This window comes from Candidatus Krumholzibacteriia bacterium, from assembly GCA_029865265.1.
Taxonomy (GTDB): domain Bacteria; phylum Krumholzibacteriota; class Krumholzibacteriia; order WVZY01; family JAKEHA01; genus JAKEHA01.
The window spans coordinates 44,327-60,538 of the sequence record JAOUHG010000009.1; the positions used below are offsets into that span (position 1 = coordinate 44,327).

Sequence of the window (16,212 nt, forward strand, 5' to 3'; positions counted from 1 at the left end):
GCCGTCCCACGCCGGGACCCCGATCGCCCACAACCATGATCCGCATTTCCATGAGAACCGACTACGGGTTGATCGCGCTCAAGCACATCGCGTCGCTGCCCGACGGCAATCTCGCCAACGCGCGCGAGATTGCGTCGCATTTCAACCTTCCGCCCAACCTGCTCGCCAAGATTCTGCAGAATCTCTCGCAGAGCGGGATCATCGAGGCACAGAAGGGCAGCGGAGGTGGCTACCGCATGGCCCGGCTTCCGGCCGACATCACCCTGGCGGATGTGTTCGAGTCCATCGAGGGCCCGGTGCACATGGTCATGTGCACCAGCAACGACGGCTGCTGTTCCATCGAGGAACGCTGCACGGTCAAGAACGGCCTCACCAGCCTCGAGCAGAAGTTCTACGAATTCTTCGAAACGGTCACCCTGGCCGATGTCTGAAGAGGCCGGCACCGCCCCCATGCTCACGGATACTTACAAGTCGGCCCAGATCCCGCTTTCCGACGCCTTCGGCGGTCCCTACCCCGACGCGTTCACCCACCCGCGGCTGGAGTACGAAATGCTCACCCACACCGCCGGGTTGATCGACCTGTCGCACTGGGGGGTTCTGCGCCTGACCGGCACCGACCGCGCGCGGTTCCTGAACGCCATGGTCACCAACGACGTCGCGTCGCTGGTCACCGGGACGTCGTGCACCGCACTCATGACAACCACCAAGGGCAAGATCGTGGCCGAACTGCTGGTGCTGGCGCGGGCGGAGGAACTGCTGGTGCTGGTGATGCAGGGCTCGACCGCGCAGGTCGCCGCTGCGCTTGAGTCGCACATCGTCGCGGATGACGTCACCCTGAGCGATGTATCCGCGGAGTTCGGCGTCCTGTCGTCGGAAGGACCGAAATGCCGCGAACTGGTGTGGCGCGTGTTTCCGCGGGAGCCGCTGCCGCTGAGACCCGGCGAGTTCACCGAGAACGAATACCAGGGAATGCGCGCGCTGGTGGTGCGCCATTCGGTGGTTGGCGACAAGGGTCTCCACGTCATCGTTGCGCGCGATGACCTCGCGCGCATGCGCGACTACCTGGTGCAGGGTGGCGTGGGCATCGATTGTGGCCCGGTTGGCCGCATCGCCTGGAATATCCGGCGCGTGGAAAACGGTCTCCCGTGGTTCGGAGGGGACGTCACCACGGACAACTTCCCCAGGGAAACCCGTCTGGAGCATCACATCGATTACGAAAAGGGCTGCTTCCTGGGCCAGGAGACGATTGCGCGCATGCACTACCGCGGCCACCCCAACTGGCAGCTGGTGGGACTTTCCGTGCCGGGAGACACGCCGTGTACGCCCGCCTACCACGAGCGGTGGGAGAATCTCGAAGAGCTTCCCACGCTGGCGGGAAGGGCCGACGCCACCCTTGCCGATCTGCGCGCCATGAGCGCGCCGCAGCACGCCATAGGCACCGAATTGTTCGCCGGGGACAAGGCCGCCGGCCGCATTACGTCCGCGGCGTTGTCGCCGCGTCTCAAGAAGCCGCTGTTCCTGGCCATGGTGCGTGCAACCGACGCCGCCACCGGGAACACCCTGCAGACCACCCTCGGCGGCAAGCCGGTCACGCTGGCCGTCGTCGACCTACCCATCAAGGGGGCCTGATCGCATGAAGAAGGAAATCGCGGCCGCCATTCCCGAGCTATCCATGATCGAGGACACGCCGCTGCGCGACAAGGTCGTTGCGGTGTGGGCGGAGGCGCTCGAGACGGGGGGCTACACCATCGACGAACTGAACAAGGTGCCGTTCACCCTGCTCTCGGACCAGGTGAGCGTGACGTTCCTGGAGCACGTGCGCGCGGTGTGTCAGATGTGCGTGGCCATGGCGGGCGTGGTGTCGGGATCGTACGGCAAGCGCATCCCCATCGACCGTGACGTGCTGGTGGCGGGTGCCCTGCTTGCCGACATCGGCAAGATGATCGAGTTTGAAAAGCGTCCCGACGGAACCTATCGCAAGGGACACAGGGGCGAAATGCTGCGTCACCCGTTCACGGGTGTGGCGCTCGCGTTCAAGCACGGGATGCCCTACGAGGTGATGCACATCATCGCGGTGCACTCCAAGGAAGGCGAGTTCGTGCGACGCAGCCCCGAGGCTATCATCTACCACCACGCCGAATTCGCGGACTTCGAACTGGCCCGCTGATTCCTACAACCGGTCGAGATCGTCGCGCGTTCGTTCGTTGCGGACATTGCCGGTATTGAGCGTTCCCGCGGGCTCGAAGAGCAGGATGTGCGTCTCCGCCACCGCCACCGGCTTGTGCTCCACGCCGCGCGGCACGATGAAGAACTCCCCCTCGTGAATTGGAACCACGCGGTCGTCCAGGTGCATGTCGAGCTTCCCCTTCAGCACCAGGAACAGTTCGTCCTCGGCGTCGTGGTGATGCCACACGAATTCGCCCTTGAGCTTGGCCAGCTTCACCTGCTGTCCGTTCAGCTCGCCCACGATCTTGGGGCTCCAGTGCTCGGAAAACGCGCTGAGCTTCTCTGCCAGGTTAACCTTTTCCATGCTTGCCTCCCGGGCGCCGAGACCACGGCGTGCGCTCAGGCCCCCGAACTGTAAATTGGAATCAAATACTGCTCTTCGAAATCAAAGCCCGGCATCCCGAGCTTCACCTCGAATTCCCAGAACACCGGTTTGAGTGCAGAGAGCGCGGTGGATGGCGCGCCCTCGGGCAGGGTGAAACGAAACTCAACCGGACGCCCGGGTGCGAAGCTCTGGGTATGGTCGAATGCCTGCGTCTCCGCGCAGATCTCCTCGTGGACGAGATGCTTGCTGCGGTCCTTGCCCGATCCCCGCTCTTCGTAGAACTCCTCCACGCAACGCAGCGTGAACTCGCCCTTCGTGGACGGTCCCACGCCCCGGGGAGGAATCCAGCGAATCGCGACCGGCTTGTCCAGGGAATACGGAAAGCGATCGAACACCACCCGCGACGACGCGAACTTCAGCGCCTGTCCCACCCGGACCACCGCCTGCCACCACACCAGCACCAGGATGAGATCGAAGATGGTCACGACGACCTTCACCATCCCGGGGCCCTCCGGTCCCCACGCCCACCAGTTGAACATGGAGAGGAACACAGTCAGAAACGCCGCGCCCAGGATCGCCTTGCCCGCCCGCGGCCACGGACGGGAACGCTCGCCGGCCGGATTCCAAGGATGGTCGGCGTGGGCGCTGGAACCCGCGTAGCGGCGCAGCGCCCCGCGGCGGTAGTGCTCGGCGCGCTGTTGCCGGGCCGCCATTCCCCACACCGCGAGCCCACCGCCCGCAAAGGAGATGCCGGCAACCGTGAGCACCCACCACGGCGCGTGCACGCCGGACGGATCCACGGGAATGATGCGCCGGCCGACCAGCACGATCAGGCTTCCCACGGCGACAAACACGAAGCCGAACAACACCGCGCCCCACACGGAGAATCCCGTCTGGCTGCCCCGCGGTTCGGTGCGGCCGGAAAGGCGCCGCCGCTTCAGGACGGCCGGCGGCGAATCGGTGACGAGCGTCACGCCTACTCCTCGTGTTGTGCGGCCTCGAAGCGCGCGAGCACCGCATGCTTCGCATCCGTGAGTTCGAGCGTCATCCCATCGATGCGGTAGCCGCGCGTGGCAGCCAGCGCCTCGCCGAGCGCGCGCTCCTGGTCCATCACATCCGGGCACGCCATCTTCGTGGACATGAACGGCGAAAAGGTCACACCGCTTTCCATCATGGTGTACGTCCCCGTCATCTGGTTGCAGCCGCCGGTGGCGATGGCGCGATTCTCTTCCGGAAGCAGCGTGAGGTGGGGCTCGCGGCGCGCGTCCTGCACCGGGATGACGCCCTTGCCAGCCACCGACACCAGCTTCCAGTACGTCCCCACCAGGGCCGGTGCCGGCGGCGGGGGCGCCAGCGCCATGACGGTGACATCGACTTTGCTCGGTGCCTCGCGCGTGATCACCGGGTAGGCCTGCGTGGTGATGAAGCGCGTCTGTCCGCCAATGTGGATCTCGGCGTGCACCGAGTAGGTGCGCGACTCGTCGACCTCCGCCGGGTCGTAGGCGATGGAGAACGGAATCGGCACCTGCTGGCCGTCGGTGACAATGCTGGTGGCGGCGATGGTGCGCGCGGGTGCGCCCGGTACCGAAATGTCCTGGAGTACCGCGTGCACCTCGGCGTCCGGCGGGAGTGGCGTGCTCTGCAGATACGTCACCGTGCCGGTGACGTGCGCTGTTCTTGCGGCGCCACCGCCGCTGTCGTTGCCACCACAACCTGTCAGTACGACGAGCGCTCCCGCACCAAGTATCCGTCGAATCATGATCGCTGCCTCCCTCGAAATCAGAAATAGACCGCGCGCAGGCGCGCCACAGGTGTGGAATCGGACATCAACAACAGCGTTTCGCCGAGAATACGGTAGCTGGTAACGGCGCCGAGTGCGGCGAAGAAGGCGGTCTCTTCTTCGAGATAGGGGCAGGCTGCCTGTGTGGCCGCGAATTCCGTGAACCGGAGCGTCGTTCCTTCCAGGACGAAACCGCCGTTGAACGAATTGCAGCCCGCGAATCCGCGCGCTTCCGCCGTGTCGGTGCGCAGGAGGATGTGGACTTCGCGCTGATCCGGCTGCGTCCTCACCGTCTTGCCGCTCAACTCCACCAGTTTCCAGTACGTGTTGCGTATCGGGGTGTCGATACCGGACTTCTCGCACGTCTCGTCCGGCCAGATACCGTCGAAGCGATCCACAATGAGGTGCTCGCGCGGCCCGCCTTCCATGGCCGGGCGCGATTCATATCGCCCCTGCACCGTCACCAGGACGGGGGCGCCGGGTTCGTGGGGAGTGGCGAGGTAGGCCCGTTCCAGCGCGGCGTGATCGCCCTCCATGGCGACGGGATACCGCGTGCCCGTGCTGCAGCGCGTAAACGAAGCCGCGTCCGCCATGTACGCGTACAGACCCACCATCACTGCCTGCGAGGGAATGTCCGATCTCACGCCGCCGCCGGCGGCCCGGGGCGGGTTGTCATGGGACTCGCTTGCGCACGCGACCAGGACGAGGCCGGCGAGCACGAATAGGGACGGGCTGGCCTTCATGGCGTCCTTCCGGTTCAGGAGATCGAAGGCGTCAGGAGCTCCCGCATATCATCCGGCACGGGTGCCGAAATCGTCAACCGTTCCCCGGTCATGGGATGAACAAAGTCGAGCGTCTCGCCGTGCAGCGCGTGACGCTCCAGCACCAGGGCCGCCCGAACGCGCTCGGTAAGCCCCTCGCGCATCTGCTCGTCGCGAATTTCCCCGGCCAGGCCGTAGATCTTGTCGCCCACCAGCGGGTGCCCGATGTGGGCCAGGTGGACGCGGATCTGGTTGGTGCGCCCCTGCTCCGGCGTGAGCCGCAGCGATGTGAAGCGCTCCGCGCGAGCGGTCACCTCCACCCGCGTGCGCGCGGGTTTGCCGGCGGGGTCTACGCGGCGCTTGGGGAGGTAGGTGGCGAGGTCGTTCTCCTTCCCCCATGCGTACTCCACCGGGTACTGAATGCGTGCGTCCACTTTGCCGATGGGCGCGTCGATGACGAAGTCGGTCTGCACCACGTTCCCGAACACCACCGCGCGGTAGGTCTTGGCCACCTCACCGCGCTCGAACATGCGCGCCAGACGGCGATTGGCCTCGCGGTTGCGGGCCAGCATCACCACGCCGCTGGTCTCGCGATCGAGCCGGTGCGCCAGCGTGACCCTGGGGCCGAAGTCGCCACGCAGCCGCGCGATGAGCGTGTTGACGATGTAGATCCCGCACGCGTGCACCGGACAGTTCCCGGACTTGGCCACCGCCAGGTAGTGCTCGTCCTCGAAGAGCACCGTGTAGTCGTCGTCCACCGGCGGTTCCGCATGCCAGATTGTGTAATGGATGACGTCGCCGCGGTTCACCACGTGCTCCGGCTCCACCTCGCTCTGGTTCACGTGCACCCAGCGGTCGCGCACGCGCTGCTCCCATCCCTCGGCGGTGTGGTACTTGAAGCGGTGGGCGAGGAACTGAACCACCGTCCAGCCGGAGCGGTAGGGATCGACCTGGCAGGTGAGCGTGAGTTGCTGTTTGGGGAACGTGTTCATGCGCGGGAATGAAGAAGGCCCCTTTGTGGCGGGGCCCTCTCCACGGAACGAAAAGGCGTATTCTGCTAGTCCAGATTGATCTCGTGCAACCAGCCGTGTGGATCCGGTGCGTCGCCGTTCTGAATCGCCACCAGTGACGCGCGCAACTTCTCACTCACGGGTCCGACCTGGTCGGGTCCGCAGTACTGAATGAGCTTGTTGCCATGCTGAATCGCATAGACCGGCGCGATGATGGTCGCGGTGCCACACAGGCCCGCTTCCGTGAACGAAGGCAACTCCGTCACCGGCACCACGCGCTGCTCGACCGGCATGCCCATGTCCTTCGCCAGCTGCATGAGGCTCTTGTTGGTGATGCTGGCGAGGATCGACGGTGACTTGGGTGTCACGTACCTGCCGTCCTTGGTGATGGCAAAGAAGTTCGAACTGCCCGACTCGTTGACGTATTTCTTTTCCGGGGCATCGAGGAAGAGAACCTCCGCGAAACCGCGGTCGCGCGCACCCCAGGTGGCACGAAGTCCGGCCGAATAGTTGCCGCCCGTCTTGGCGTCACCAACGCCACCGGGCGACGCGCGATCGACTTCCGTCTCCACCCACAGGCGCACCGGCTTGAGGCCCGTCTTGAAGTACGGGCCCACCGGACTCACGAAAACGAGCAATTTGTATTCGCGCGACGGCTTGATGCCGACGGTTCCCGTGGTTCCAATGAGCAGCGGGCGCACATAGAGCGACGCGCCGCTACCGTAGGGTGGGATGAAGCGCCGGTTCAGTGCCACCACGCGCTCCACGGCGCTCACGAAGAGCTCTGGCGGCGGCGGCGCCATGAGGAGCTTGGTGGCGGTATACACCATGCGCGCGGCGTTTGCATCCGGCCGAAAGGCGCAGGCGCGACCGTCCTGTGTCTCGTGAACCTTGAGACCCTCGAAGCACTCCTGACCGTAGTGGAGGCACGTGGCGGCGATGGAAAGCGTGATCTCGTCGCCTTCCACCACTTCGCCCGCATCCCACTTGCCATCGCGATATGAATAAACGAGATGGCAATCCGTTCGCACATAGTCAAACGGCAGTTCACCCCACTTGAGATCTGCCTTTTGCATGGTCTCCTTCATAGAGGCACTTCCTGGAGTTAGGAAATGATCGCGCGGCACTTTGGACGAGACACCCTAGAATCTACCCTCTCGGCGGGCGTCGCGTCAACCGGATTCCCGGCCGCGCGGCGGCGTCCGGGCCGGCGCTTGAACGCCGAACACGTTGTGGGGACGGCACTTTCTCATGCCAGTGAGTGCTTGCCTTTCCGCGTGCACGTGGGGTACTGTGTCGCGTTGAGGACACCAACGAAATGTTCACCATTACGCGCAAGCAGTCGTTCAATGCGGACACGTTCCTCATGGATTTCTCACTGCCCGCTGTTGCCGCAGCGGCGCGGCCGGGTCAGTATGTGGACATCCACGTCAACGTCGACGGTCCCACCGTCACGCTTCCCATCGCGGGCGCGGACCCGGAAGCCGGCACCTTCACGGTGGTCGAACAGGGACGCGACCTCCCCACCGAACAATTGATGGTGCTCAACCTGGGCGACGAGGTCTTCCAGATCCGCGGCCCGCTGGGTTCGCCGTGCACCTTCGACGCCGACGGGAAGGTCGTGCTCATGGGCGAGGACCTCGGCGTGGCCTCCCTGCTGTGGCGGGCGCGCGAGTTCAAGGCCCGGGGCGCCCACGTCGTCACCATCCTCGGGTTTGCATCGCGCGACCGGGTGTTCTGGCACGACGAGTTCGCACAGGCATCGGACGAACTCTACATCAACACCGCCGACGGCTCCTTCGGCGTTTCCGGGCGCATCACCGGGGTGCTGCAAGCGGTGTGCGAGACGCACAAGGACATCGAGCGTCTGGTCATGATCGCCCGGCTCAAGCACATGAAACGCGGGGCAAAGATCGCATCGGACAACAAGATTGACACGCGGGTGAACTTCGACGCCGTCCGCTACCCCGTGGGCTCGCCGGGCATCTTCGACGCCACCGAACAAAACGCGTTTGCATTTGCGCGGGCTCCCGAACTTGACGCGGACCATGTCGACTTCGACAAACTGCTCTCGCGTGAGCGTGCGCTCACACCCGCGCCGTCCAGCGACGCCGAGAACGCGTCACCACCCGCCCCCTAGAAAGGCACTCCCATGGCCGGCGCGCGAAAATCAACGCCTCCTCGCACGCCTCTCAGCAAGGCCGACGTCGCGGAGAAGCTCGACGACGTTGCCGCCATGCTGGAAATCCTGGGTGACAACCCCTTCCGCATCCGCGCGTTCTACAACGCGGCGCGCGCCGTCGAGGATCTCTCCGGCGACCTCGCCGCCATGGTGGAGAGCGAAGAACTCCTCGAGGTGCGCGGCATCGGCAAGTCGATTTTTGCCGACATCAAGTCCGCGCTGACCACCGGCACCTTCGACGAGTACGAGAAGCTGCGCGCGCGCGTGCCCGCCGGCGTGCTGGAGATGCTGCGCATCTCCGGCATGGGGCCCAAGAAGGTCAAGGCGGTGTACGACAAGCTGGGCGTGAAGTCGCTGGAGGAACTGGAGCAGGCAGGCCGCGACGGGAAACTCGCCGTGCTGCCCGGCTTCGGCGAGAAGACCCAGACCAACATCCTCGCGGGCATCGCGCGCTTCCGCAAGTACTCGCAGCGCTTCCTGTACAGCACCGCGCTCGCCGACGCGACCGATGTGCTCGCGGTGGTGCGCGCGGTTCCCGGCGTGACGCAGTCGCTCGTCGGCGGCAGCCTGCGCCGGCACAAGGAGACCATCGGCGACGTCGACATCCTCGCCACCGCCGCGGACGCCGGGCCGGTGATGGACGCGTTCACCGCCATGCCGCGGGTGGCGACCATCGTCGGCAAGGGACCCACCAAGTCGAGCGTCATTCTGGACAGCGGCATCCACGTGGACCTGCGCGTGGTCAAGGACGACGAGTTTCCCGCCGCGCTGCACTACTTCACCGGCAGCAAGGAACACAACACCGAGATCCGCACCCGCGCCAAGAAGAGGGGCTACAAGCTCAACGAGTACGGCCTCTTCAAGGGCGAGAAGGCGATCCGGCTGCCCGACGAACCGGCCCTGTTCAAGAAGCTCGGCCTGGATTACATCCCCCCCGAGCTGCGCGAAAACACGGGGGAAATCGAAGCCGCGGAAGAGCACACCCTGCCGGAATTGATCGAGATGGCGGACGTGCGCGGCGTGTTCCACTGCCACACGACGTACAGCGACGGCCGTTCGACGCTGCGCGAAATGGCGGAGGCGGCAAGAGCGCTGGGCCATGAGTACTTCGGGATCGGCGACCACAGCCCCACCGCCATCTACGCCAACGGGCTGACACCCGAGCGGGTGGCGAAGCAGCGGCTCGAGATCGAAGCGCTCAATGAGGAACTGGCGCCGTTCGTGGTGTTCGCGGGCATCGAGAGCGACATCCTCCAGGACGGATCGCTGGACTACAAAGAGGACGTCCTCGCCACCTTCGACTACGTGGTGGCGTCGGTGCACGGCCAGTTCAGCGGCTCCGAAGCGCAGATGACGAAACGCATCGTCGCGGCGGTGTCGAATCCGTTCACCACCATGCTCGGCCACCCCACCGGGCGTCTGCTGCTTTCGCGCGACGGCTATCCCCTCAACCTCACCGCCGTCTTCGAAGCCTGCGCCGCGCACGGCGTGTTCATCGAGATCAACGCCCACCCGGTGCGGCTGGATCTGGACTGGCGACACATGAAGACCGCCAAGGAGATGGGGGTGAAGTTCGTCATCAATCCGGACGCGCACCACACCAGCGAGATCGACTACTATCGTTTTGGCGTGGGTGTGGCGCGCAAGGGCTGGCTCACCAGAGACGACGTGCTCAACACGCGCGGCCTCGCGGCCACACAGAAAATCCTGAAGGCGCGCCGCGACAAACAGCTATAATGACGCCATGAAACGATCCACCGCACGAACGCAACGACGCAGGGCTCCGGCCCTGCCACGCCCGCTCGCCTCCGCGAAACAGGCGCCGAAGAAGAAGAGCCAACCCGCACCGCCCAGGAGGAAGGCGGCAAAGGCTCCCTCACTGCAGGTCACCGCAGACCTCAAGCGGCGCGCCCTGCGCCTGCTGGACGGTCTCAAGGACGCCTACCCCGACGCCCGCTGCGAGCTGGACTTCACCAGCGCGCTCGAGGCGCTGGTGGCCAGCATTCTCGCCGCGCAGTGCACCGACGCGCGCGTCAACATGGTGACACCCGCGCTGTTCAGGAAGTACCGCAAGCCGCAGGACTACCTGGAAACGCCCGATGCCGTGCTGCAGGAAGAAATTCGCAGCACGGGCTTCTTCAACAACAAGACCAGGGCCATCAAGAACGCCTGCCGCGTCATGGTGGACGAATTCGGCGGAAAGATGCCCACCACCATGGACGACCTGGTCAAGCTGCCCGGGGTCGGGCGCAAGACCGCCAACGTCATCCTCACCAATATCTACCGGGTGCCGGGTATCGTGGTGGACACCCACATGCTGCGCAACTCCAACCGCATGGGCTTTTCGTCCCACCACGACGCGGACAAGGTGGAACGCGACATGATGGCGGTGTTCCCCGACGACACCTGGATCTCACTCTCGCACCTCATGCCATGGCACGGCCGACGCTGCTGCACCGCGCGCAAACCCATGTGCGACGCGTGCCCGGTGGCGGATGACTGCCCCAAACTGATAGACTGATCCGCATGAACCAGAACAAGCCCGGCGACCGCACGCGCGTGCGCAGGATCCCCAAGCGCGGCCGCTACGACCGGCCCACCATCGACGCCATCCTCGACGAGGCCCTCGTGTGCCACGCGGGCTTCGTGGTGGAAGGGCAGCCCTTTGTGATTCCCACCCTGCACGCGCGCGACGGCGACCGCGTGCTGATCCACGGTTCCGCCGCGAGCCGCATGCTCACCACACTGGAGACGGGCGTGGACGTGTGCCTCAGCGTGACGCTGGCGGACGGGCTGGTGGTGGCGCGCTCGGCGTTCCACAGTTCCATGAACTACCGCTCGGTGATGCTCTTCGGGCGCGCGCGCGTCGTGGAGGAGCCGGCCGCCAAAATGGAGGCGCTGCGCGCGCTGGTGGAGCACCTCATTCCGGGGCGCTGGGACGACTGCCGGCTCCCCAACGACACGGAGATGAAGGCCACACTCATTCTCGAGCTGCCCATCGACGAGGCGTCGGCCAAAGTCCGCACCGGCGGTCCCATCGACGACGACGAGGACTACGCCACGAGGTACTGGGCGGGCGTGCTTCCCTTCGAGAACCGCACCGGCGCACCGATCCCCGACGAGAAACTCACCCCCGGCATCGGCCTGCCGGCGTATCTCAGGAATTACACGAGGAAGAAGTAGAACTAGTGGCGGACGAAGCGCAGCGTCATGGCGCCCATGGACGCGGCGACGAAGAGCGACACCATCGTGAGCGCGGCGAGCAGCAACCACACATTGCCGTCGGTCAGGAAGACCATCTGGTCGGCGAGGCGGTCGATGCCCCCCACCAGGTTGTTCGGCGTTGAAAACGAAAGCGCGCGGCCGATGGGCTCGCGGAAGTTGAACGCCAGCGTGCCCGCCCACACCGCGAGCAGGATGGAGATGCCCGGCACACTGATGACGGCGCGAAACGCGCGCATCAGTACCGGCCGCCGGTAGGCCGGCGCGGGTGCGGCGGCAAACGCGGGCAGGAAACGCTCCACCGGTGGCAGTTCGGCGCGGCGCATAAGGAGCGAATCTTCCAGCGTCTGGAACGCCACCAGCGACGCGCGGCACGTCTCGCACGACTCCAGGTGCGCGCGCACACGCAACGTGTCGTCCGCACCCAGGCCGTCTTCGACAAACCCGGGCAGAAGCGATTCGATATGCGTGCAGGCGTCGTTCATTGATTCTCCGCGGTACGTGCCCGCCAGTCGGGGCGGGACAGGATCCGCTTCAGTTCAATCTTACCACGGTGAACATAGGTTTTCACGGTTCCCTCGGGCAAGTCCATGATGGCGGCAATCTCTTCATAGGACTTCTCGGCCATGTAGCGCAGCTCGATGGCCGTGCGATAGTGTGCCTCGATCTCCCCCATGGCCCGGTCCAGCCACTCCCGGGTGTCGCGCTCGCGCAGCGGGGCGTCGGCGGCATCGGCCGGGTCGGCGGGCAGGGGGACGTCCTCGATATCGGTGACGTCGCGCCGGCGCCGCCTGGAGGCGTCGATGGCCTCGCGGCGGGCGATCTGGTAGAGCCAGGTGGAGAACTTCGCGTCGCCACGGAAACTCTTCAAGCCCTGATATGCCTTCAAATAGACAACTTGCATGACATCGTCCACGTCGTCGCGGTCCCCCAGGATCGCCCTCACCACGGCGTAGGCCACCCCGTGATGTCGGGTCAACAGCTCCCGGAACGCCCGCTCGTCACCGCGGAGCGACCGCGCAACGAGTTCAGAGTCCAGGTTGGGCACCGTGCGTCTCCATGCTATGGGACCGCCCGAGGGGCGCGGTGGTTTCACTTATGTTGTGGCCACGAAATTGTCCCCGGCGGTCTCCAACCGGTGGCCGGCAAATGAATTGGCCCCTGCTTCGGGCCCCGCTGACACAACACCATTTAAATAAACACGTTACGTGGCCGGAGACCCAATTTCCCGGCCACAACCCGAAACTTGAAACGCGGCCGGGGCGGGGCCTGTCCTACCGGGTGAATTCGCAGGCGGGAGGCAACCGGCCCCACATCCTGCGGGACCACGCGGGCCCCTCGCGGGACCCACGATAGAAGAACGATCTCTGGAAAGGAAGCGCATCATGCTGTTTGGTCGAATCGAAGCAGAAACCATCGCCCTGGCCATCCCCATCCTCTTCGTCATGGGCGGTATCCTGATTGCGATTACGGCAATCGTGATGCAGGCCCGCCGCAAGGATCTCGAGCACCGCGAGCGCATCCTCGCCATGGAGAAGGGGCTCCCGCTGCCCGCCGAGGCGCCGGCCAAGACGGAGCGCCCCCGCTACTCCAGCCGGCGCGCCAACGGCCTGGTGCTCACCGGCATCGGCATCGCACTCACCATCGCCATGTGGGTGGAGGACGGTGGCAGCACCGGTGTGTGGGGTCTGATTCCATTGTTTATCGGGATCGGCCTGTTGATCGCCGCGCACCTGGACAAGAAGGAATGGGAACACGAGCGTGGCATGGACACCGGTCACAGGAGTCCGATGGCGTAGCGAAAAGCGCCATCGAACGACTGACGTCGGCCGGGTTGCCGCCGCGGGACGGGTGTGATGTAACGGGCACCGTGCCCGAAAACGCGACGAACCCGACGACGTCAAATAAAAGGCAATCGCCACCCCGCACCGTCGCGCGAGGTGGCGATTCCTTTTTTGTGTAGCGGCGGACTGGACTCCTGGTCGAGGCGCCCCCTGCCTCACCGCCCGGCCACGCCGCTACGTTCCCTGCACTACTTGTTGACGATGATCTGGGCGCCGAGCGCCTGGTCGCCCATGCCCGCCACGAAGCCCTTCGCGAACACCGTGTAGATCTTGCCGTTCTCGAGCGTGATACCGTTCAGCGCGAGAACCGTCGTTGACGTTCCCTGCAGGCGGACCTCGAGGTCATAGGTTCCGGCATCCAGCGGCGTAAAGGCCGACGCATCTTTGAACGAGTAGTCGCCGAACACGATGGCGCCGGTGGTGGTCGTGATGTCAACCGCGGGCGCGTCCGGCGAGAGGTGGACGAAGCGCACGTGCGCCTTGCCCATCGCCGGGGCGCTCAGGTCGTCCTCGAGGACGAGCGGCTCAATGCTCGCCACTTCGTTCACCGCGAACACCGAGTAGTTCTTGTTGGCGGCGAGGGGCAAGTCGCCCTCGATGACCGTGGTCGAGGTGTTGGCCACGTTGACCTTCACGTTGCGCGTACCGGCGTTGACCTTGAGGTAGCCGGTGGCATTCGGGAATGCCAGACCCGTGCCCGCGGTCTTGTCGTCGACCAGCAGGTCGACCGCCGGGGCGTCCGGCGATGCATGGATGACGTTGACCGAGGCCTGCGCGGCCGGCTGCGGGGTAACGGGGTTCTCATCGTCGTCGCTGCACCCAATCACGGCCAGCGGCAGCGCCAGCGCGACGGTCAGCATGAGGAGCTTCTTCATGGTTCTTCCCTCCTGAAACGGGTTTGTCCTGACGGTTCCAAATCGGTTGGCCGGGTTGGTCCCCGGCGACGGGAGGGAAGATCCACAAACATGGACACCGACGCAAATCTTTTTTGACAAATGATGTACAAATAATGGACAGATATTCGCCTTTTCGGCGTAACTAGTTTAATATCATTTAGTTAATATCCCGGTCAGCGGGGCAGGCGATGCCGGTTGCGCGCGACCCAGCGGTAGACCGCTTCGGGCAGGATCGCGACCCCGGGGATCCGGCAGGCCGCGAGGGCCGCGCGGGCAACCCGGGAATGGGAGGCCGAGGCGGCGAGGATGGCGCGGGCACCGGTGGCTACCGAGCCGTCCGGCCCGATCAGGTGCACCTTGCGCGCGAAGTGGTCGCGCGGGACGCCCGGGAAGCGATTGCCGATGGACTGGTACGGAACGAATTGGATGCGCTCCGTTCCCCGCCGCCGGAGCCGGTCCACCTGTGCCCGGCAGAACGCACACTCGCCGTCGTAGACCAGCGTGGCCCGCGGCGGGTCGGGCTGGAACGGCGGGGTCGACACCACGTGCGCCACGTCGAGATTCCCGCTGTGCAGGAATTCGCGCACCGCCTCATGCACCGCGGGCGGCACCAGCAGGTCGGCGTGGCCGGCGTCTTCCACCACCAGGTGGCGCGGGCTGAGGAAGCCGGGCGCCAGCTCGGGCACGTTCTCGTCCGGCGTGCGGCAATCGAGCCGCCCGGTTACAAACAGCGTCTTGATGTTGGAACGGAGCGAGGAACGAAACCCGTCGCCGAGGTCCGGGCTGCCGAGCGCCTCGCAGATCTCGGGGAAGGGCCAGTCGATGGTGCGCCCCAGTGGTGCGTCGCGTGCCTCGTTCTCGATTCTCTCCCACCGCGGCGCGGACACGCCGGAGGCGCAGTCCACGCAGTAGCGCAGCGGCGAGCGGAACAGCCCGCCACGAAACTCCTCCACCAGCGCTCGAAACAGCGGGTCGCCGCCCAGGTCCGAGAAGTCGCCCGCCGTCATGTTGGACAGCACCGCTGGCAGGCGTTTGAGCGTGCGGGTATCCGCGATGGCCTGCGCGAGCACCCACTCCACGTCGAAGCGCCCGATGGCCGCGGCGCGCCCGTCCGGCCACGCGACCCGCGCGGGCCTGGCCTCGATCTCGCAGAGGGCGGCGCGCACCGCCGCTGCGGCATCGAAACCGGCGCGCGCCGAGAGCCGTGCGAGCTGCAGGTGCACCCGCGACGGAAGCTTGTAGGTCTGGTCCGGTCCCTCGGGTCCCGTCAGCACCACCCGGCCGGGCAGACCCGGGTGCCGCCGCATCACCGACACCGCGAGGTGCGTGCCGTAACTCCAACCCAGCAGGTTCACGCGCGGGTAGCCGAGGGCGCGCGCCAGGTCGGCCACGTCGTCGGCACTCTCCTGCGCGTTGAAACCGGCGATGTCGATACCGCGTCCGGCCAGGCCGGACACGCAGCGTCGCATGGCATCGATGGCGGCGGCCGTGAAGCCCTCGCGTGTCACCGGCTGCTCGAGCGGAATCTCCAGCGGATGGTCACAGACAGGCGACGGCGTGCTCAATCCACTGCCGCGTTGGTCGAGCAGGATGACGTCCCCGTTGGAACGCAATAGTTGAAACAGAGCAAAGAGCCGGCCCCGCCCGGACGCAATGGCGGACAGGCCCGGACCACCGGTCAGGAACACGGTGGGGTCGCCGGCCCGGATCGGATCCAGCGCGGGCAAGCGGACGAATACCAGTTCCACGGCGCCGGCCGCGGGGCGGTCCCGCCGCACGGGCAGCCTGAGGCGCCCGCGCTGCGCCGTGACGGCACGGCCGTCCTTTGCGCGGTACTCCGCGGGCTCGAGGTGGAGCGTGTTGAAGGGGACGGGCATCGGTGTGTGCGGCTTGTAAACCCAACGGGTCACCCTTATTGTATAGCTTTCAAACCACTCCCTCCAGCCGAGAACGTGCAAAAGCGCCG

18 protein-coding genes are annotated in these 16,212 nt (G+C 65.7%); 8 read left to right on the top strand and 10 right to left on the bottom strand.

Features of this window, described 5'->3' with window-relative positions:
• The first annotated feature begins 50 nt into the window (after positions 1-50).
• Genes OEX18_06165 through OEX18_06175 form a run of 3 tightly spaced genes read left to right on the top strand, consistent with a single transcriptional unit; the run spans position 51 to position 2,167 of the window.
• Positions 51-431, top strand: a complete 381-nt coding sequence (locus tag OEX18_06165) for an Rrf2 family transcriptional regulator (GenBank protein ID MDH4336848.1) — start codon at positions 51-53, stop codon at positions 429-431.
• Complete coding sequence (locus OEX18_06170; protein ID MDH4336849.1) at positions 424-1,629, top strand: hypothetical protein; 1,206 nt, start codon at positions 424-426, stop codon at positions 1,627-1,629. Before OEX18_06165 ends, OEX18_06170 begins: the two co-directional genes overlap by 8 nt.
• Before the next feature lie 4 nt (positions 1,630-1,633).
• Positions 1,634-2,167 (top strand): HDIG domain-containing protein, encoded by a 534-nt coding sequence (locus tag OEX18_06175; GenBank protein ID MDH4336850.1) that lies wholly within the window; start codon positions 1,634-1,636, stop codon positions 2,165-2,167.
• 3 nt (positions 2,168-2,170) lie between these two features.
• Here the strand turns inward: OEX18_06175 and OEX18_06180 are convergent, their stop codons facing one another.
• From OEX18_06180 to OEX18_06205, 6 genes are all read right to left on the bottom strand, one after another.
• Positions 2,171-2,530 carry a cupin domain-containing protein gene (locus OEX18_06180; protein ID MDH4336851.1) on the bottom strand — a complete coding sequence of 120 codons (360 nt, stop codon included), beginning with the start codon at positions 2,528-2,530 and terminating at the stop codon, positions 2,171-2,173.
• 35 nt (positions 2,531-2,565) lie between these two features.
• The gene (locus tag OEX18_06185; protein ID MDH4336852.1) at positions 2,566-3,525 is read right to left on the bottom strand and encodes a hypothetical protein; all 960 of its coding nucleotides are present in this window, start codon (positions 3,523-3,525) and stop codon (positions 2,566-2,568) included.
• Between the two features lie 2 nt (positions 3,526-3,527).
• Positions 3,528-4,310, bottom strand: a complete 783-nt coding sequence (locus tag OEX18_06190) for a YbaY family lipoprotein (GenBank protein MDH4336853.1) — start codon at positions 4,308-4,310, stop codon at positions 3,528-3,530.
• Between the two features lie 20 nt (positions 4,311-4,330).
• A complete protein-coding gene (locus OEX18_06195) occupies positions 4,331-5,074 on the bottom strand; it encodes an META domain-containing protein (protein MDH4336854.1) in 744 nt (247 codons plus the stop codon).
• Between the two features lie 14 nt (positions 5,075-5,088).
• Positions 5,089-6,084 carry an RluA family pseudouridine synthase gene (locus OEX18_06200; protein ID MDH4336855.1) on the bottom strand — a complete coding sequence of 332 codons (996 nt, stop codon included), beginning with the start codon at positions 6,082-6,084 and terminating at the stop codon, positions 5,089-5,091.
• Positions 6,085-6,149: 65 nt separating this feature from the next.
• A complete protein-coding gene (locus tag OEX18_06205; GenBank protein ID MDH4336856.1) occupies positions 6,150-7,178 on the bottom strand; it encodes a branched-chain amino acid aminotransferase in 1,029 nt (342 codons plus the stop codon).
• 242 nt (positions 7,179-7,420) lie between these two features.
• Here OEX18_06205 and OEX18_06210 point away from each other — a divergent pair, with 242 nt between their 5' ends.
• Genes OEX18_06210 through OEX18_06225 form a run of 4 tightly spaced genes read left to right on the top strand, consistent with a single transcriptional unit; the run spans position 7,421 to position 11,467 of the window.
• The gene (locus tag OEX18_06210; protein MDH4336857.1) at positions 7,421-8,242 is read left to right on the top strand and encodes a hypothetical protein; all 822 of its coding nucleotides are present in this window, start codon (positions 7,421-7,423) and stop codon (positions 8,240-8,242) included.
• Between the two features lie 12 nt (positions 8,243-8,254).
• Complete coding sequence (gene polX / locus OEX18_06215; protein ID MDH4336858.1) at positions 8,255-10,021, top strand: DNA polymerase/3'-5' exonuclease PolX; 1,767 nt, start codon at positions 8,255-8,257, stop codon at positions 10,019-10,021.
• Between the two features lie 7 nt (positions 10,022-10,028).
• Positions 10,029-10,805 (top strand): endonuclease III, encoded by a 777-nt coding sequence (nth, locus tag OEX18_06220; GenBank protein MDH4336859.1) that lies wholly within the window; start codon positions 10,029-10,031, stop codon positions 10,803-10,805.
• 5 nt (positions 10,806-10,810) lie between these two features.
• Positions 10,811-11,467: a pyridoxamine 5'-phosphate oxidase family protein gene (locus OEX18_06225; protein ID MDH4336860.1), complete on the top strand. Its 657-nt coding sequence runs from the start codon at positions 10,811-10,813 to the stop codon at positions 11,465-11,467.
• Between the two features lie 2 nt (positions 11,468-11,469).
• Here the strand turns inward: OEX18_06225 and OEX18_06230 are convergent, their stop codons facing one another.
• A complete protein-coding gene (locus OEX18_06230) occupies positions 11,470-11,991 on the bottom strand; it encodes a zf-HC2 domain-containing protein (protein ID MDH4336861.1) in 522 nt (173 codons plus the stop codon).
• Positions 11,988-12,554: an RNA polymerase sigma factor gene (locus OEX18_06235; protein ID MDH4336862.1), complete on the bottom strand. Its 567-nt coding sequence runs from the start codon at positions 12,552-12,554 to the stop codon at positions 11,988-11,990. The genes OEX18_06230 and OEX18_06235 overlap by 4 nt, the downstream gene beginning before the upstream one ends.
• Before the next feature lie 337 nt (positions 12,555-12,891).
• On the opposite strand from OEX18_06235, the gene OEX18_06240 reads away from it, so the two are divergent.
• On the top strand, positions 12,892-13,305 hold the full coding sequence (locus OEX18_06240; protein MDH4336863.1) for a DUF6249 domain-containing protein: 414 nt from the start codon (positions 12,892-12,894) through the stop codon (positions 13,303-13,305).
• Positions 13,306-13,538: 233 nt separating this feature from the next.
• Here the strand turns inward: OEX18_06240 and OEX18_06245 are convergent, their stop codons facing one another.
• Positions 13,539-14,225 carry a DUF4397 domain-containing protein gene (locus tag OEX18_06245; GenBank protein MDH4336864.1) on the bottom strand — a complete coding sequence of 229 codons (687 nt, stop codon included), beginning with the start codon at positions 14,223-14,225 and terminating at the stop codon, positions 13,539-13,541.
• A 194-nt stretch (positions 14,226-14,419) separates the two neighbouring features.
• A complete protein-coding gene (locus OEX18_06250; GenBank protein MDH4336865.1) occupies positions 14,420-16,123 on the bottom strand; it encodes an alpha/beta fold hydrolase in 1,704 nt (567 codons plus the stop codon).
• Positions 16,124-16,212: the final 89 nt, after the last annotated feature.

What these genes read in the sequence shown, in the direction of transcription:
- OEX18_06165 (MDH4336848.1), top strand. Translation starts at nt 51, where the DNA reads ATGAGAACCGACTACGGGTTGATCGCGCTCAAGCACATCGCGTCGCTG.
- OEX18_06170 (MDH4336849.1), top strand. Translation starts at nt 424, where the DNA reads ATGTCTGAAGAGGCCGGCACCGCCCCCATGCTCACGGATACTTACAAG.
- OEX18_06175 (MDH4336850.1), top strand. Translation starts at nt 1,634, where the DNA reads ATGAAGAAGGAAATCGCGGCCGCCATTCCCGAGCTATCCATGATCGAG.
- OEX18_06180 (MDH4336851.1), bottom strand. Translation starts at nt 2,530, where the DNA reads ATGGAAAAGGTTAACCTGGCAGAGAAGCTCAGCGCGTTTTCCGAGCAC.
- OEX18_06190 (MDH4336853.1), bottom strand. Translation starts at nt 4,310, where the DNA reads ATGATTCGACGGATACTTGGTGCGGGAGCGCTCGTCGTACTGACAGGT.
- OEX18_06195 (MDH4336854.1), bottom strand. Translation starts at nt 5,074, where the DNA reads ATGAAGGCCAGCCCGTCCCTATTCGTGCTCGCCGGCCTCGTCCTGGTC.
- OEX18_06200 (MDH4336855.1), bottom strand. Translation starts at nt 6,084, where the DNA reads ATGAACACGTTCCCCAAACAGCAACTCACGCTCACCTGCCAGGTCGAT.
- OEX18_06205 (MDH4336856.1), bottom strand. Translation starts at nt 7,178, where the DNA reads ATGCAAAAGGCAGATCTCAAGTGGGGTGAACTGCCGTTTGACTATGTG.
- OEX18_06210 (MDH4336857.1), top strand. Translation starts at nt 7,421, where the DNA reads ATGTTCACCATTACGCGCAAGCAGTCGTTCAATGCGGACACGTTCCTC.
- polX (MDH4336858.1), top strand. Translation starts at nt 8,255, where the DNA reads ATGGCCGGCGCGCGAAAATCAACGCCTCCTCGCACGCCTCTCAGCAAG.
- nth (MDH4336859.1), top strand. Translation starts at nt 10,029, where the DNA reads ATGAAACGATCCACCGCACGAACGCAACGACGCAGGGCTCCGGCCCTG.
- OEX18_06225 (MDH4336860.1), top strand. Translation starts at nt 10,811, where the DNA reads ATGAACCAGAACAAGCCCGGCGACCGCACGCGCGTGCGCAGGATCCCC.
- OEX18_06230 (MDH4336861.1), bottom strand. Translation starts at nt 11,991, where the DNA reads ATGAACGACGCCTGCACGCATATCGAATCGCTTCTGCCCGGGTTTGTC.
- OEX18_06240 (MDH4336863.1), top strand. Translation starts at nt 12,892, where the DNA reads ATGCTGTTTGGTCGAATCGAAGCAGAAACCATCGCCCTGGCCATCCCC.
- OEX18_06245 (MDH4336864.1), bottom strand. Translation starts at nt 14,225, where the DNA reads ATGAAGAAGCTCCTCATGCTGACCGTCGCGCTGGCGCTGCCGCTGGCC.
- OEX18_06250 (MDH4336865.1), bottom strand. Translation starts at nt 16,123, where the DNA reads ATGCCCGTCCCCTTCAACACGCTCCACCTCGAGCCCGCGGAGTACCGC.